This window comes from Streptomyces sp. GQFP (assembly GCF_021545335.1).
Classification (GTDB): domain Bacteria; phylum Actinomycetota; class Actinomycetes; order Streptomycetales; family Streptomycetaceae; genus Streptomyces.
Window position 1 is genome coordinate 1,899,799 of record NZ_CP089312.1, and the last position, 15,988, is coordinate 1,915,786.

Annotated in this window: 12 protein-coding genes; 4 read left to right on the forward strand and 8 right to left on the reverse strand. The window is 72.3% G+C overall.

The annotated features are described in order from the left end of the window. The first annotated feature begins 267 nt into the window (after nucleotides 1-267). Nucleotides 268-1,527: a M14 family zinc carboxypeptidase gene (locus tag LUX31_RS08325; protein WP_235474136.1), complete on the forward strand. Its 1,260-nt coding sequence runs from the start codon at nucleotides 268-270 to the stop codon at nucleotides 1,525-1,527. Between the two features lie 194 nt (nucleotides 1,528-1,721). On the opposite strand, the gene LUX31_RS08330 is transcribed toward LUX31_RS08325, so the two are convergent. The 3 genes from LUX31_RS08330 to LUX31_RS08340 all read right to left on the reverse strand — a co-directional run bounded on the left by LUX31_RS08330 (nucleotide 1,722) and on the right by LUX31_RS08340 (nucleotide 4,220). After that, a complete protein-coding gene (locus tag LUX31_RS08330; RefSeq protein ID WP_235474137.1) occupies nucleotides 1,722-2,180 on the reverse strand; it encodes an SSI family serine proteinase inhibitor in 459 nt (152 codons plus the stop codon). Next, nucleotides 2,177-3,502, reverse strand: a complete 1,326-nt coding sequence (locus tag LUX31_RS08335) for a M14 family zinc carboxypeptidase (protein WP_443045938.1) — start codon at nucleotides 3,500-3,502, stop codon at nucleotides 2,177-2,179. The genes LUX31_RS08330 and LUX31_RS08335 overlap by 4 nt, the downstream gene beginning before the upstream one ends. 166 nt (nucleotides 3,503-3,668) lie before the next feature. After that, a complete protein-coding gene (locus LUX31_RS08340; RefSeq protein WP_235474138.1) occupies nucleotides 3,669-4,220 on the reverse strand; it encodes a DUF1707 and FHA domain-containing protein in 552 nt (183 codons plus the stop codon). A 180-nt stretch (nucleotides 4,221-4,400) separates the two neighbouring features. Here LUX31_RS08340 and treZ point away from each other — a divergent pair, with 180 nt between their 5' ends. Next, nucleotides 4,401-6,146 carry a malto-oligosyltrehalose trehalohydrolase gene (treZ, locus tag LUX31_RS08345; protein WP_235474139.1) on the forward strand — a complete coding sequence of 582 codons (1,746 nt, stop codon included), beginning with the start codon at nucleotides 4,401-4,403 and terminating at the stop codon, nucleotides 6,144-6,146. Between the two features lie 102 nt (nucleotides 6,147-6,248). Here treZ and LUX31_RS08350 read toward each other — a convergent pair whose 3' ends face one another. Next, nucleotides 6,249-7,196, reverse strand: a complete 948-nt coding sequence (locus LUX31_RS08350) for an aminoglycoside phosphotransferase family protein (RefSeq protein WP_235474140.1) — start codon at nucleotides 7,194-7,196, stop codon at nucleotides 6,249-6,251. 60 nt (nucleotides 7,197-7,256) lie between these two features. Then, nucleotides 7,257-8,384 (reverse strand): aminopeptidase P family protein, encoded by a 1,128-nt coding sequence (locus LUX31_RS08355; protein ID WP_235474141.1) that lies wholly within the window; start codon nucleotides 8,382-8,384, stop codon nucleotides 7,257-7,259. A 213-nt stretch (nucleotides 8,385-8,597) separates the two neighbouring features. Between LUX31_RS08355 and LUX31_RS08360 the strand changes: the two genes are divergently transcribed. Then, the gene (locus LUX31_RS08360) at nucleotides 8,598-9,353 is read left to right on the forward strand and encodes a metallophosphoesterase (protein WP_235474142.1); all 756 of its coding nucleotides are present in this window, start codon (nucleotides 8,598-8,600) and stop codon (nucleotides 9,351-9,353) included. A gap of 61 nt (nucleotides 9,354-9,414) precedes the next feature. On the opposite strand, the gene LUX31_RS08365 is transcribed toward LUX31_RS08360, so the two are convergent. Together LUX31_RS08365 and phsA are read right to left on the reverse strand one after the other, a co-directional pair. Further along, the gene (locus tag LUX31_RS08365) at nucleotides 9,415-10,101 is read right to left on the reverse strand and encodes a PDZ domain-containing protein (protein ID WP_235474143.1); all 687 of its coding nucleotides are present in this window, start codon (nucleotides 10,099-10,101) and stop codon (nucleotides 9,415-9,417) included. A gap of 112 nt (nucleotides 10,102-10,213) precedes the next feature. Beyond that, the gene (gene phsA / locus LUX31_RS08370; protein WP_235474144.1) at nucleotides 10,214-12,085 is read right to left on the reverse strand and encodes an O-aminophenol oxidase PhsA; all 1,872 of its coding nucleotides are present in this window, start codon (nucleotides 12,083-12,085) and stop codon (nucleotides 10,214-10,216) included. A 171-nt stretch (nucleotides 12,086-12,256) separates the two neighbouring features. On the opposite strand from phsA, the gene LUX31_RS08375 reads away from it, so the two are divergent. Then, nucleotides 12,257-13,786, forward strand: a complete 1,530-nt coding sequence (locus tag LUX31_RS08375; protein WP_235474145.1) for a hypothetical protein — start codon at nucleotides 12,257-12,259, stop codon at nucleotides 13,784-13,786. Nucleotides 13,787-13,825: 39 nt separating this feature from the next. Here the strand turns inward: LUX31_RS08375 and cyc2 are convergent, their stop codons facing one another. Further along, nucleotides 13,826-15,982: a germacradienol/geosmin synthase Cyc2 gene (gene cyc2 / locus LUX31_RS08380; protein WP_235474146.1), complete on the reverse strand. Its 2,157-nt coding sequence runs from the start codon at nucleotides 15,980-15,982 to the stop codon at nucleotides 13,826-13,828. Nucleotides 15,983-15,988: the final 6 nt, after the last annotated feature.

The window sequence follows — 15,988 nt, forward strand, 5'->3', positions numbered from 1 at the left end:
CGCGCAGTGCGGGACCGGCGCATGGTGGTGAGCGGCGTCGCTCCCTCGGCGCCCCGTCGGTGGCACGCGTACACGCCCTCGGCGGGGCCCTCGCTTGGCGTTCCGCGCGGCAGATGTCCCGGCCGGCCGTTCCCCCGGCCGCGCTCCTCCTCACCACCGGCGGTGAGTACTCCTTGGCGCCCCCTGGAGCCGCCCCCGTCACCTCCTTGACAGTCCTCCGACGCCATGGGGTACTGCGGATTGCGACGCAGGGTGGACCAGACGGGGGTGAGTCTCCTGCCGGAGCTGCGCTACCCCAGTGTGAACGAACTCGTCTCGTCCGCCCGGGCGCTGGCGGCTCACCGGCCCGGCCTGTGCGCCTTGAGGCAGGTGGGCTCCTCCCGCGCGGGACGGCCCCTGCACCTGCTGTCCGTGGGCCACGCACGGCGCGCCGTGCTCGTCGTCGCGGGCGCCCACGCCAACGAGCCCACGGGCGGCTCCACGCTCCTCGCCCTCGCCGAACGGGCCCTGTACGACCACGAGCTGCGGACGGCGACCTCCTGGCACTTCCTGCTGTGCGCGGACCCGGACGGCGCGAGCCTGCACGTCACCCCGGCGCCGCGCAGCCTGCTCGACTACCACCTCGGCTTCTACCGGCCGGCCGGGGCCGAGCAGCCGGAGTGGTCGCCCTCCGTGCTGCCGCCCGACCGGCTGCCGCCCGAGACCCGCGCCCTGATCCGGGTCATCGACGAGCTGCGGCCCTATCTCCAGGTCACCCTGCACGGCACCGACGTCGGCGGCAGCTGGGTGCAGCTGACGAAGGACGTCCCCGGGCTCGCGGAGCCGTTCGCCAAGTCGGCGGCGCAGCTGCACATCCCGGTGGAGACGGGCGCCTCGGACGCGGCGGGCTGGCCCGCGTCGGGGCCCGGTGTGCATGTGATGCCGGCGCCGGGCTCGGACGCGGCGTACCCGAGCATGCCCGACGACGCCCGGCACAGCACCTGGTACCACGCCCACCGCTACGGCGGTCTGACCGCGGTCGTCGAGGTGCCGATGTGGGCGAGCGACCTGGTGGACGACCCGGCCCCGCACCCCGCGCCCGCGGCGGCGATACGGCGGCTCGCGGGCCGGCTGCTGCGGGACGGGCTGGAGGTCGAACGGGTCCTAGCGGACGCGCTGCCCCGGCTCAAGGGCGCCGAGGGACCACTGCTGCGGGCCGCCCAGTGGGCGCTGGAGCTGGTGCCGGGGCTGGCCGACGACTGGACGCACACACCGCCCGCCGACACGACGATGGCGTACGTCGGCAGCGTGGACGCGTTCGGCCGCCGGCTGCCGCTGCGGGCCGCCGCGATGCTGCTGCGGGTCCTGCGGGAGACCGACGACCGCGCGGCACCGCGCCTCGAACACCTGGTCACGGTCTGGAGCGAGGCCTTCATGGACCGCTTCCGCGCCCGCTGGGTGCCCCTGGAGCACCAGGTCGAGCACCAGGCCCGCACGGTGGTGGCGGCGGCGCGGCACGCGCGCGAGGGGGCCGCCCGGAGGAGCTAGGCGCTCCGCCGGATGTGCCGTGCTGGGTTGTCTTTCGACTGCGGCGCCGTCGCGGCTGGTCGCGCAGTTCCCCGCGCCCCTTGGCGGCGTCGCCGGACCGCAGTCGACTTCACCGGGTCCGCTTGGAGGAGCCAGGCGAAACCGTTCGCCTCTCTCCCTGCCGTTCGCCCGGCCGGAGCGCCCCCGATGGGCACCTACAGGGCGAACACGGCCCCGGTGCGCGCGCCCAGTTCGCAGCCGTTGGAGAAGGTCCTGTCGTACTCCCGCGGGCGGCCGTTCCACTCCCCGTGCGCGTGCACGGTGACCGGGGAGTAGAGCATCGGGCAGATGACCTTCTTCGGCGGGATGCCGCCGATGTCGCCGTCGGCGGCGGCGAGGTCCGCACATGCTCTGGCCGCCTGCGCGTGCCCCTGGGGCGGGTCGCACAGCACCAGCGTGCCGCGGGTGTCGCCGGAACCCGACTCGCCCCGGGTGACGGTGACGTAGAGCCAGTTGTCTCCTGCGCCCCCCTGGGAGACCGCCTGGGCGGGGGCGGAGCCCGCGACGAGGAGACCGACGGCCAGCAGGGCACCGCGTACCGCTCGCACGGCCTTGACGGTCCCGTTGGTCCGGACGGGGCTGATCGTGTTGCCGGTGGTGATGGTGTGGGTCATTCCCTGTGCATCGGCACCGCGGACTCCGTGCCCCAGCCCGAGTCACCCGAACGGGAGCCCACGCGCGCGTGGCGGCCCGCCAGTTCGAACGCGGCGAGCACCACCCGCGACTGGTACTCGACCTGACGGGCGACCGGTATCCAGCGCGCCCCGCAGCCGTCGCGGTAGTCGGCGCACCACTCGTCGATCAGCCGGTCGAGCGCGCACCGGACGTCGGCGGCCCCCGGACCGGCGGCGCACGCCAGCTGGTGCAGCAGCCCCGCCGTGCGCAGGGCCAGCTTCCGCCCGGCGATGCGCAGGGTGGCCAGGTGGGCGGTGCTGAGCGGGGGCAGGGGGCGTGCGGTGCCGTCGTCCGTGTCGGGGTCCCAGGTGTCGGCGAGGCCGGGGCAGACCAGGAGGTAGTCGTCCACGGGGGCGAGGAGACGGTCCGCGTCCGGCACACGCGCGAGGTGGGGTCTCAGGCGTCCGAGGGCCAGCTCCAGGTACCGCGTGTCGTGCCGCAGCGTGTGGCTGATGGTGCGCAGCACGGCGTCGGCGTCGGCGGGCGGGCTGTCGTCCTCCACGGCGGCGACGCCCCACATGGGCGACTCGACGATCGCGGTCACGGTGCCGTGCCGGTGCGGATGGAACCAGGTCGACTCGACGGCGGCCTCGGTGATGGCGGCGGCCAGGTCGCCGCGCCTCGGCGGCGGTATCCGGTGCACGGCGGGTCCCAGGCGGGGCCAGTACAGGGTGTCGAACGAGCCGAGTTCGCGCGGTATGGCGAGCCGGGCCGCGGTCTGCTCGACGCGCTGCGGGAGGCCGGGCAGGTCGCGGGTGAGTTCCACGAAGGCGCCGCCGACGTCGACGCCGTGCAGCGAGCACTGGAAGAACGGCCGCAGTTCGTCCTGGACGGCGAGGAGTGCGCGGGTCTCCGGCAGGGCGGCGCCCGCCGCGCCGTCGGGCAGCCATTCGGGCTGTTCCATGAAGCCGGGCCGGAAGAAGTTCCGGAAGTAGTGCCCGAGCGTGTACGGGCCCCCGAGCCAGCCCTCGTTGCGGCGCGAGCCGTCGGGGTCGAGGCACAGCAGCAGGTTCCAGGTGGCGTCCGCGCGGAGGGCCGGTCCGGGGTCGGCGAGCGCCCGCTCGGCCAGCCGGAGGGTGGTCGCGCCGCCCACGGGCTCGTTGGCGTGCGGTCCGGCGACGACGAGGGCCTGGCGGTCGCCGTGGCCCACGGAGAGCAGCCACAGGGGCGTACCGCCGCGTGAGGTGCCGACCGTGCGCAGCCGGGCGTCGGCGGGGTGCCGGGCGACGAGTGCGGCGGCCCGGTCGGCCAGCTCGTCCACGGACGGGTAGCGGAGGAGCGGCGACAGGGCACACCTCCACAAGCGGGGCCGTCGATTCACCTGGTGTACATGGTGCACGCACAGTCAGTCACGACTCCGGGGGTACGTCAACACCGCGGCAGGCAAAGTGAATTGCTCCCGCGGGGACGGTCCCGCGGGGGTGGTGTCACTCGGCGGCGAGCCTGAACGCCATGTGCCCGAAGCCGATCTGGTCGCCGTCGCGGACGACGGCCGCGCCGATCACACGTCGGCCGTTCACCGTGGTGCCGTTGGTCGAGCCGAGGTCGCGCAGCACCCACAGGCCGCCCTGGTGCCGGAGTTCGGCGTGGACGCGCGAGACCGTCTCGTGGGTGAGCCGCAGACCGTTGGCCGGGTCGCGCCCTATGCGCAACGGGTGGCCGCTGCCGGGGTGGGGCAGCAGCAGCTTGGGGAGCCGCTCGGACTGCCAGGCCCTGCGCAGCCGTACCGTGAAGCCGGAGACCGCCTCGACCGTCCCGAACACCAGGCGGGACAGGCGGCTCTCGGTGGGCAGATCCGCGGTGAGGACGGCCAGTTCGTCGGACCGGCGGGCGATGAGGGCGAGTTCCATCCGGCGGATGAACGTGTCGTGCGACAGCCGGCCCAGGGCGACCCCGTCCCGCAGCACCTTCAGCGCCCGGTCGCGCTCCGCGTCGGAGAGACGAGCCGGATACGTGTGGAACTCGAAGGACGACGTCACGTTCGTGATTGTCGGGCAGCGCGCGCGGAGTGTCCAGAAAACGCGGAAACGGTGGCCCGTCGGTCCGGCCCGACGACACCCGGGGCAAACGTGAAGATTCAAGCGCGGAGCGGGGTGTTTGAAGCACGATGGGACGGGCTACCTCCCGGGCACCACCCGGCAGACGAAGGGGAACCGTCCGTGCACTTCGAGGTGTGGGCACCGCAGGCCAGTCGTGTGACGCTCCAGTGCGACGCGGGCACGCGCGCGTTGGAGCGCGATCCGGAGCGCGCGGGCTGGTGGTCCGGCGAGGCCGAGGCCCGGGAAGGGTCGCGTTACGGCTTCGCCGTGGACGACGGCCCCGTACTGCCCGACCCGCGTTCGCGCCGCCAGCCGGACGGCCCGGACGGGCTGAGCGCGGTCGTCGACCACGGGCTCCACACCTGGCGCACCGAGTGGGCGGGCCGGGCGCTGCCGGGCGCGGTCCTGTACGAGCTGCACGTGGGCACGTACACGCCCGAGGGCACGCTGGACGCGGCGGCCGGGCGGCTCGGCCACCTGGTCGAACTGGGCGTGACGCACGTCGAGTTGATGCCGCTGTGCCCGTTCCCGGGGCGGCACGGCTGGGGGTACGAGGGGGTCTCGCTGTGGGCGGTGCACGAGCCGTACGGCGGCCCCGAGGCGCTGAAGCGATTTGTCGACGAGGCGCACGCGCTCGGTCTCGGTGTGGTCCTGGACGTCGTGCACAACCACTTGGGCCCTTCCGGCAACTATCTGCCCGCCTTCGGCCCGTACTTCACGGACACGCACCAGACGCCGTGGGGTTCCGCCGTGAACCTGGACGCGCCCGGGTCGGACGAGGTGCGCGCGTATCTGCTGGGCAGCGCGCTGGCCTGGCTGCGCGACTACCGGGTCGACGGGCTGCGGCTGGACGCGGTGCACGCACTGCGGGACACGCGCGCGTGCCACTTCCTGGAGGAGCTGTCGACGGCTGTGGACGCCCTCGCCGCCGAGCTGGGCCGGCCGCTGTCCCTGATCGCCGAGTCCGACCTCAACGACCCGCGGCTCGTCACCCCGCGCGCGGGCGGCGGCCTCGGACTGCACGCCCAATGGAGCGACGACTTCCACCACGCCCTGCACACCGCACTGACCGGTGAGTCGAAGGGCTACTACGAGGACTTCGCGCGGGCCCCGTTCGCGGCGCTCGCCAAGACGCTCACGGGCGGCTACTTCCACGACGGCACGTACTCGACCTTCCGGGGCCGGCTGCACGGCCGCCCGCTCGACCGCACCCGGGTCGCCGCGCACCGGCTGCTCGGCTTCACACAGACCCACGACCAGATCGGCAACCGCGCCCAGGGGGACCGCCTTTCGGCCTCCCTCTCCCCCGGTCTGCTGGCCTGCGGGGCCGCGCTGATGCTCACCGGGCCGTTCACGCCGATGCTGTTCATGGGCGAGGAGTGGGCGGCGGGCACTCCGTGGCAGTTCTTCACCGACCACACGGACGCGGACCTCGCGGAGGCCGTACGGCGGGGCAGGCGGCGGGAGTTCACGGCGCACGGCTGGGCCGAGGAGGACGTTCCCGACCCACAGGACCCGGCGACCCGCGACCGCTCCTGCCTCGACTGGTCCGAGCCCGGACGTGAGCCCCACGCGCGCGTGCTGTCCTGGTACCGCGAGCTGATCGCCCTGCGCCACGCCCAGCCCGACCTCACGGACCCCGACCTGTCGGACATCAAGGTCGCGTACGACGAGGAGGCCCGCTGGCTCGCCTTCCGGCGCGGGGACGTACGCGTGGTGGCGAACCTGGCAGCGAAGCCGGCGGCGGTCCCCCTGGGCCCGCGACAGGCAACGGTGCTGGCCGCCTGGGAGCCAGTCGAACTGCCGGGCGCGGACGGACTGCTGCACATCCCAGGGGAGTCCTGCGTGGTGCTGGAGCAAGGGTGAGTTGTCTTGTGGGGCAGCGACGGTACCTGCCTGAGCGGCAGCGACGTTCCTGTCCGGGAGATCGGTTCCCGCGCTGTCGGTGCCCCCTTGCGGGCGCCAGGCCTACCCTTCCTCGTCCTGCTCCCGCAGTTCCGTCACCCGTTCCAGCAGGATCGCCTCCCACGCGCGCCGCAGCTGCACCCGCAGCAGCGGTCGCGGGCCGGCGTCGCGGCCGGTGAGGCTCTCGGCGAGCCGGACGATCGTGTCGCAGCGGGCGAGCCACAGGCCGCGCAGACAGGGGCGGGCCGCGTAACCGGCGAGGGTGGCCGCGCGTACGGCGGCGGGCGAGCCGACCGCGAGGGCGAGCCCGGCGATGTCCTCGGCCGGGTCGCCGACGACCGCGTCGGCCCAGTCGAGGACACCGCGCACCCGCCCGTCGGCGCTCACCACGAGGTGCTCGCCCCTCAGATCGTGGTGGACGAGGACCGCCGTACCGGCCTGCGCGGCGAGTTGCGTGGCGGCGGCCGGGGTGAGCTGGTGGAGCCGTGCGGGGTCGAACTCGTCGGCCGCGGCGAGACGTTCGGCCGCGCGCTCGGCGGCCCGGCGCAGGGCCTCCAGGGAGCGTGGCGCGACCCGTGGCACCCCGAGCGTCTCGGCCTGCCGTGCAGGCACCTCGCGCAGGCCCGTGAGCAGCGCGGCCAGATCGGCCTCGCCGACGGCGGAGACGTCGTGCTCCTCGGCCGAGCCGCCGGGCACCCTGGTGTCCAGCGTGTAGGCCAGTCCGGCGGCCCACTCGCCGTGCGCCACACCGACGGGGACGGCGACGCCGAGGTGCGGGCGCACGAGGTCGCGCAGGCGCAGTTCGCGGCGCAGCCGCGCGGACGCGTCCCGGTCGGGGGCCAGGCGCAGGACGTGCCGGGCACCGACCCACCAGGTGGACGCCTCGCCGCCCGCGCCGACGGGCCGCACGTCGGGTCCCGCCGTGGCGGACGTGCCGAGGGCGCTGTCCGCGAGCAGGGAGCGGACCAGTCGGCGGACCGTGTCCGCGGTGGGTGTCGGTGCCTGTGTCATGGTCGCGCCGTTGTCGTCCGGAGGGGTGCTGGCAGGGCGGAACTCCTGGTGAGCGGTCGGTCAGTCCACGACGACCAGCTCGCGCGTCGTGTTGTTGAGGCGTCGGCCGCCGTCCTCGGTCACCGTGACGATGTCCTCGATGCGTACGCCGAAGCGGCCGGGCAGGTAGATGCCGGGTTCCACGGAGAAGCACATGCCGGGGACGAGGGGCCGTTCCTCGCCCTCGATCATGTACGGCGGCTCGTGCGTGGTGACGCCGATGCCGTGGCCGGTGCGGTGGATGAAGTACTCGCCGTATCCGGCCTCGGTGATGACCGCGCGGGCCGCCCGGTCGACGTCCTGGCACGCCGCGCCGGGCCGCACGGCGCGGAAGCCCGCCTCCTGGGCCTCGCGCACGATGTCGTGGACCCTGCGCCGCTCGGCGTCCGGTTCGCCGACGTGGACCGTGCGGGAGGTGTCGGAGCCGTAGCCGTGCAGGAGGCCGCCGAAGTCGAGGACGACCATGTCACCCCGCTCGATGACGCGGTCGCCGGCCTCGTGGTGCGGGTTGGCGCCGTTGGGGCCGGAGGCGACGATCGTGAAGTCGACCTCGGAGTGCCCGAACCGCCGCAGCAGATCGGCGAGATCGCCCGCGACGTCCCTCTCGCGGCGGCCCCCGAAGGGAACCTTCCGGATCTCCTCGTACGTTGCGTCAGCAGCCGCTCCCGCGGCTGCCAGGCGTGTCAGTTCCGCCGCGTCCTTCACGGCGCGCAGCATCGGCAGTCCCTCGGTGAGGGAGACGTACGAGGTGCCGGGCAGCGCCTTCTGGAGTGCCAGCAGATGCAGTGCCCAGGCGTTGTCGCTGACCCCGAAGCGGCCCGCCGCGTCGAGGAGGGGTGCGGTGGCCGCGTACGGGTCCTTGCCGTCGGTCCAGTCGCGCAGGGTCAGGGCGGGTGCGCCCGCCGCGTGGGCCGCGTCCGGGGCCTCCAGGGCGGGGACGACGAGGACCGGGTCCTGTCCGGCGGCCAGGACGAGCAGAGTGAGGCGTTCGGTGACCGCGGTGGGTGCGTAGCCGGTGAGCCAGACGAGGTCGGGTCCTGGGGCCACCAGGAGCCCGGCGAGCCCCGCGTCCTCGGCCTCCCGTGCGGCGCGCCGCATCCGGGCCCGGTAGTCGTCGGCGGTGAAGGGCGCGGGGCTGCTGCCGGTCATCCGGGCCTCCGTGGAAGGGCGAGGGGCTACGGGCAGCATCCTGCCCGGATGCGCGGGGCGGCGCGAGCCGGTTTGCAGCTCTCACCACCCGTCTCGCGTCCATCTCCCACCCGCTCCCTCCCACCGCGGCCCACTCAACTAACGGATGAGAGTTGAGCAACCATTAGATCTAATGCTTAGATCTACCTGAACCATTAAGGGAGGCGGAAGTCCATGCTCGTACTGGCCCACATCAGCGATCTGCACCTCGACGGAACCGCGCGGTCCATCGCACGCGCCGAACGGGTGCGCGACCGGCTGTGGGAGCTGCCGGGGCATGTGGACGCCTTGCTGGTGACCGGGGACATCGCGGACCACGGCACGGAGGCCGAGTACGAGGAGGCCGCGCGCATCCTCGGGCTGCGCACCGGCGACGCGCCCTTCCCCGTACTCACCTGCCCGGGCAACCACGACAGCCGCGCGCCCTACCGCAAGGCGCTGCTCGGGCTGCCCGCCGCCGAGGGGCCGGTGAACAGCGCGCACGTCTTCGACGACGCCGCCGTACTGATGTGCGACTCCAGCGTGCCGGGCCGCGACGAAGGCGCCCTCGACGACGAGACGTACGACTGGATCGACGCGACGCTCGACGAACTGGACGAGGGCGTCCCGGCGCTGCTCGCCTTCCACCACCCGCCCGTCGCCCTGCACCACCCCCTGCCGGACTCCTACCAGCTGGGCCGGCCCGACCGGCTGGCCGCCCTGATGGAGCGCAGCCCGCAGATCGCCGGTCTCATCACCGGTCACGCGCACACCCCGGCCGCCACGACCTTCGCGGGCCGGCCGCTGGTCGTCGGCCCGGGGGTGACGTGGACCCTCCAGCTGCCCTGGGAGGGCGAGGAGGTCGCGGACCGGGACGCGCCGGTCGGCCTCGCCTTTCATGTGCTGGCCGACGACGGGCGGCTGACCAGCCACTTCAGGGTGGTTGTCTGACGGAGGGTCGTCAGGTGGCGGACGCGGTCGGGTGACGGAGGCCGTCCACTGACCGAGGCGGTCAGGTGACGACGCCCGGGATCGCCACCAACTGCTGGTAGCCGCCGCTGCGGTGACGGACCGTGAGGGTGATCTCCGCACCGGGGCGGGCACGGGCGACCACACGGGCGAGATCGGCCGCCGAGTCGACCCGGGCCCCGCCGAAGGTGAGGAGTACGTCGCCCCGGACCAGGCCCGCGGTGTAGCCGGGGCCCGGGATGTGGACGCCGACGACCAGGGCTCCCACTTTCTCGGCGTCCACGGCCTCGACACCGAGCGTCGCGGTCACGGCCGACGCCGAGGAGGCCGGGCTCGCACCGTCCGAGGGCTGCCTGGAGTGGCCCGACCCGGATCCCGGCCCGGACCGGGACTCGGCCCCGGACCCAGGCCCTGACTCGGCGGGCGCACCACTTCGCGCGCCCGCCGAGTCAGGCCCCTGCCCCTGACCCTGTTGCCCTGCCTGCCCGTCCTGTCCCGCCTGACGCTGCAGGTCCGCGAGCTTGCTCATGCCGATCACCGTGGCGCCGAGCGTGCCGAGCCCGACGCCCGCGAGGACCAGGACGGCCCCGACGAACAGGCCGAACAGCAGGGCCGTCAGCCGTCGGCCGCGCCGGGGCGCGGCATGCGGGCGCCGGGCCGGACGGGTTGTGGTGCCGCCGGCCGGTTCCTGACCGGGCATGGGCTTGGGACGCAGTGCGGTCTGTTCCATGGTTCGCCTCCGGCAGGTGCTCTACCCGGCGCACCGGCGCACAACGAGCCACGAACGAGTGAGACTGACACAGGGTCAGAAATGGGCAGCCATAGGCGTCCGCCCGGACCCCTCAGGCCGTGTGACCGTCGTGGCCGCCGTGTCCCGCCCCGTGGTCGAACTCGAGCACCTCCTTGGGCATCACCACGAAGGGCCGCATCATGCCCATGTCCTCGTGTTCGAGGAGGTGGCAGTGGTACATGAACCGGCCGTACGCACCGTCGAACTTCCCCATGACGCGCAGGATCTGGTTCCCAGGGACCCGGAAGACATCCTTGTAGCCGCGCTCGTTGGGCGCCAGCGGTATCTGTGTGGCCGCGTCGAAGGCGATCGGGCTCCGGGTGCCGCCGACCGCCGGGTCGAAGCCCGAGACGTTGTAGGCGTCCCGGCCCAGGAGCTGGAAGTCGGCCAGGTGGATGTGCATCGGGTGGACGATCGGGGAGAGGTTGAGGAAGCTCCACTGTTCGTGGCTGCCCTCGGCGATGGTGAAGCCGAGGCCGTCGTTGAACGTCCGTGCCGTACGGCGGTACGTCTTGGTCGTTCCGTCCTGGCCGGTCACCTGGATGACGCCCTCGGCGGGGAACTGGATGCCGGTCGGGTCGGCGACCTCGGTCATCTCCCAGATCTCCGGGTGTCCGCCGCCGCCCTTGGTGGCGGGCGGGGTGAGGACGATCATCCGGTGCCCGTGCTCGATGCCGTGCGTGAGGCGGCGGAAGGAGCCGGAGAGCACCTCGGGCAGTTCGAAGCTGTCGCTGACGCACTCCTCGCGCACCCGGAACTCCATGACCTCCGGGTAGCGCACGTCGCTCGCCGGGTCGGGCACGCCCGGTGCCTGGGCGCGGCCCTTGTTGACCAGGCGCAGCTTCCGGCCGGCGAGCCCCCTGAAGTCGACGAGCAGGTCGAAACGCTCGGCCGGGGCGGCGGTCAGCGTGGGCAGCGCCCCGTCGAAGTCGACGGGGACGGGGCGCGGCAGCAGTCCGCCGTCGCTGCCGATCTGGTGGACGACGCCCGGGACCGGGTTGTTGTCCTCGTCGACCAGGACGAGGTTGTAGATGCGCGCGTTGGACGCGTTGACCAGCCGGAAGCGGTACCAGGCGGCGTCCACGTCGGCGTACGGCCAGATACGGCCGTTGACCGTGGTGTACGGGCCGGTGAACGGGATGGAGACCGGCTTGAGCGTCTCCGGGTTCTGCTGCTGCACGATGACGGTCTTGTGCAGGAGACGTCCGTTGAGACGGCCGTCCTCGTCCGTGTCCAGGTTCCGGTCGGCGAGCAGCAGCGGTATCTCCCGCTCCCCGCAGGGGAGATGGAGGGCGTCCTCCTCGTCGTCACGGACGAGGTAGGTGCCGTAGAGGCCCGCCAGCACGTTCCACCGGGTGATGTTCATGGCGTGGTCGTGGTACCACCACTGGACCGCCTGGTGGTCGTTCGGATACTCGGAGAGCTGGGCGTCGCCGAAGCCCACGGCGTTGTCCGCCCAGCCGTCGTTGCCGCCGCCCGTCTGGGCGCCGTGCAGATGGGTCACCGACCAGGCGGGCAGGGCCGCCACGTCCTTGTTGGGCTCGACGCCCTCGCGGCCCGGTTCGGTGGTCGCCGGCGGGGTCCCCGGTGCGCGGACCGGGACCTCCACGGCGGTGACCGGGTATTCGCCGTCCGCGGGAATGCGGTTGGTCCAGGCGATCCGGACGCGCTGTCCGCGGCGCACCTCGATGGTCGGGCCGGGCACCTGTCCCTCGTACCCCCACATCAGGGTCGGCGGCAGCTGCGGGTGCAGGCGCACCCAGGCCGGGCGCAGGGCGATCTCGGTCTCCTTCAGCACGTCCTCGGACGCGGGCCGCAGGACCGGAGGGACGAGCAGCGGCGCCACGTACGGCGTCAACTCCCCGGGCGCGGGCGCCTGTTCCCCTGTAATGCTTTCCGTAGGCCTCTCAATGATGTCGGTCAAGGTCGAACACCCCCGTGTTCTGGTGGTCTGTCATTCAGTTCCACTCACCTCATAAGACTCCTGGCGAATTGCCGAAGTTCCCTGAATGTGCGGTTCCGTACGAGAAGGTTCGGAAACTGGTAATGGACGGCGATATTCCCGTTGTCAGTGGGGGCTGTTACGTTCTGCGGCATGACCGATCACGCCCTGCGGCTGCTGCGACAGAGCCGTTCCGCCGCCGAACTGGCCGCGTTCCCCTTCGACTTCGACCTCGACCGCGCCGACCACGGGGAGGAGGTCCGCCTCGCCTCGGGCGGAGAGCTGACCCCGGTGGCCGGCGACGGCACGGGAGGCACGTTCTTCGTGTGCGCGGACGGATCGGTGCTGTACGCCGGCTCGGAGGGCTCGGCCGGGATCATCGGCTCCAGTGCCGACGAGGCGCTGGAGATCGTGATCGGTCTGCCCGGCTGGCACGACTACCTGGACCTGTCGCCCGCCGACGGTACGGAGAAGATCCTCGCGCGCATAGCGGAGACGGAGCAGGAGATGCGCGAGGACTCCGACATCGATGCCGAACGCGCCGAACTGCGCGGCGCCCTGGGACTGCCTGAGCGCTCCCCCGTGGAGCTGATCGGCCTGCTGCACAAGGCGCTGCTGCGCACCGAGCCCGACTTCCTGCTGCTCAACGCGGAGGAGGGCGGGGCGTACGAGCTGCTCGACCGGCAGCCGCGCCCGCCCCTGTGGGAGCCGGTGCTCGCTCGTGGCCGGGCCGACCTGGCCGTGCTGCGGGCGGGCGACGGCCCGGTGGCGTGGGATGAGGTGGCCCGGGATCCGCTGCGCCGCCGACTCGCCCTGCGGGCCGCGCAGTTCGACCGCGCGGACGGCGATCTGGGCCTGCTGCGGCATCTCGTGCGGTACGAGGCGGAGTCGTCGATGACGGACGAACTGCGCCTCGGTGCCGTCCTGGTGGGCCTGCAAGGACTGGCCGAGGATCTGCCGCTGCTGCACGAGGTCCGGGACACGGACTTCGACACCGCGTGCGGTCTGAGCGAGCTGCCGGGGTCCGGGGCCATGGGTGCCGAACTGCGGCAGTGGGCGCTGGACATGGACGCCTCGATGTTCGGCACGGACCCGTCGGACGAACCGCTGTTCACCTGGACGGAGCTGGCCCGCGACCAGGGCATGACCGAACTGGCCCGGGTCGCACTGATCCGCTTGCTGGACGAGGTCGAGTTGGGGCTGTATCAGCTCGGGCGGCCGGGCAAGTCACCGGAGGCCCTGGACACCTCGCCGTTGCGGGCGCTGAGCCACGAGTTCCAGGGACTGGGCGACAGGTTCCAGGCCTTGCGGGCCCAGCGTCTGCTCGCCGGCCTCCCGGACACGGCCTGGGCCCGGGTGTCGGCCCGGCTGACACAGGCCCGCCTCGAACGGGAGCTGGGGCAACTGCCCCAGGCCACGGCCACGTTGGCGGCCCTGCGGGCCATCCTCACCGACCCCCGGGACACCTCCCTGCGGCTCTGGCACGGGGTGAACCTCGGCCGTTACATCACCGAGGAGCACTACGCCCTCACCCGCGCGCTGGCCGACGCGGACCTCCCGGAGGAGGCCCGCGCCCTGTTGGCCTCCGCGGACGCGATACTCGGCGAGCTCTCGGGGAACGCCGCCACGGGCGTACGAGAACTCGCCGAGGAGACGGCGGAACGGGTGCGCGACCTCGGCTGACGGAGGACGGGCGCGTACGTACTGGTGGGCGGGGAGCCGTCAGCCAACCGCCAGTACCGAGCTGCTGCGGTCCGGCAGGAAGCCGTGCGACCTGCGGGCCAGGTAGTCCGCCTTGTAGCGGGGCACCTGCTGGTGCCAGTGCAGGATGCCGGACAGCCAGTTCCGCAGCTCGTCCACATAGCCGTCCATGATCGCGCGTGCCTCGTCCGTGAGCTTGAAGTCCTCGTACAGGACCGGGAATTCATGGGCGGCGACATGCTCGAACTGCTGCATGCGCTGGGTCATCAGATCGTGGATGATGCCGAGCGCGGTCGGGTAGTCGCAGTCGAAGAAGTTCTGGACGACGAGGATGCCGTTGTGGATCTCGCCCTCGTACTGGATCTCCTTCTGGTACGAGAAGACGTCGTTGATGAGCATCGCGTAGTCGGAGGCCGCCTTCTCCAGCGACTGGACGGGGCCGCTGCGGTAGACCTCCGGCGGGACCGTCCGGCCGTGGCCGATGCGGCACAGGCTCATGGTGAGGTCCGAGCCGAAGGTGGCGCGGCGCATCTCCAGGTAGTCGATCGGGTCGGGGATGCGGTTCTGGGTCATGTTGGACAGTTCCCACACCCAGCTCTCGGTCATGACGTCCACCGCGGCACGGAACGTGCGCCGCTGATCGGGGGTCATCTCGACCGTCGTACGCCGCCACAGGTCGATGAGCCCGCGTTCCATGCCGTTGACCGGGGCAGGGAACGCGTCGCCCTCGATGGGCATGCAGGCGGAGAGCCGCTCGGTGCACAGACGGGCCGCGGCCAGGTCGCGGCGGTGGCCGAAGACGAGGGGGTAGTAGTCGTCGCCGTAGGTGCCCCAGGACAGCCAGGCGGAGCTGAGGTCGAGGGCGTCGGCCGTCGCGTCCGGGTGGATGCCGGCCGCGCACAGCGGCAGGTCGGCGGCGGCGAGCTTGTCCTCGTCCCAGACGCCTTCCTGGAGCATGCCCATGCTGTGCATCCAGTCGGTGAGGCGGTACCGGGCGCCGTCCAGATGCGGGCTGAGGGTGAGCCGGAACGGCATGTAGAAATCCGGCAGTTGGGACGGGCCGACCTGCTGGTAGGGCACATGCGTGTAGGCGCGCAGGCGTTCCGCGCCTGCCGAGGCCAGCAGTGCGCCGATGTTGGTCGCGGACGTGCCGAAAGCGCCGACCCCGAACGGCCGCGACTCCTCCAGGGCCCCTTCGTTCATGTACCGGCTGGAGCGCAGATGCCACTCGTGGCCGCCGGACTGCCAGTCCTGCAGCCCGCGCGTGTACGCGGCCACCGCGGCGACCTGGTCCGGTGTGAGGCCCTTCTCCAGGGCCAGGCCGGGGACTTCGGTGAGCGCGGTGTGCTCGAACTGGTGCAGCCGTGAAGTGAGGATGTCGTTGACGGTGTCGGCGGCCTCCTGGGTCGTGCACCCGAAGAAGGTCTCCAGGACGAGTACGCCGTTGCTCAGTTCGCCCTCGTCCTCGACCTCCCGCTGGTAGGAGAAAAGGTCGTTGCGCAGGTGGACGCCGTCCGAGAAGGTCTCCATCAACACCCTGAGCGGCCTCGACTCCGCGACGGACGCGGGCACTTCGGCGGTCGCGTACTCCACGAGCCCCGCCGACCAGGGCGCGCCGCCGACCTTGCGGCGCATCTCGATGTACTCGACGGGGTTGGAGATCCGACCCTCGTTGATGTTGGACAGTTCCCACATCGACTCGTTCAGCAGATGCTCGGTGGCGACGGAGAACCGCCTGCGCCAGTCCACGGACATCGACGGAACGGTGCGTGCCCAGAGGTCGGCGAGGCCCGCCTCCACCGGATTCTGCGGCTCCGGTACGGGAGTCGAGAGGTCGAGCGGCATGAAAAGGGGCAGCCGGTCGAGATAGGCCTTGCCGCCGTCCCGGTCCTGGCTGCGTTTGAAGACCTCCAGGAAGTGGTCGTCGAAGAAGAAGACCCACACGTACCAGTCGGTGATGAGCGAGAGGTCGGGCCCGTCGCAGTCGGGGTGCGTGTACGCGCACAGCAACCCGTAGTCGTGCGCGTCGAGGTCGGACTGCTCCCAGACGCCTGAGCCCTCCAGCATTCCCATCTCCCGTGCCCAGACGGTCGAATGGGCGCGCGCCTCGTCGAGATGCGGATTCAGGCGCGCGGGATACGGCATATAGAAGTGCGGGAGTACGAACGGCTGTGTCATGGGCGG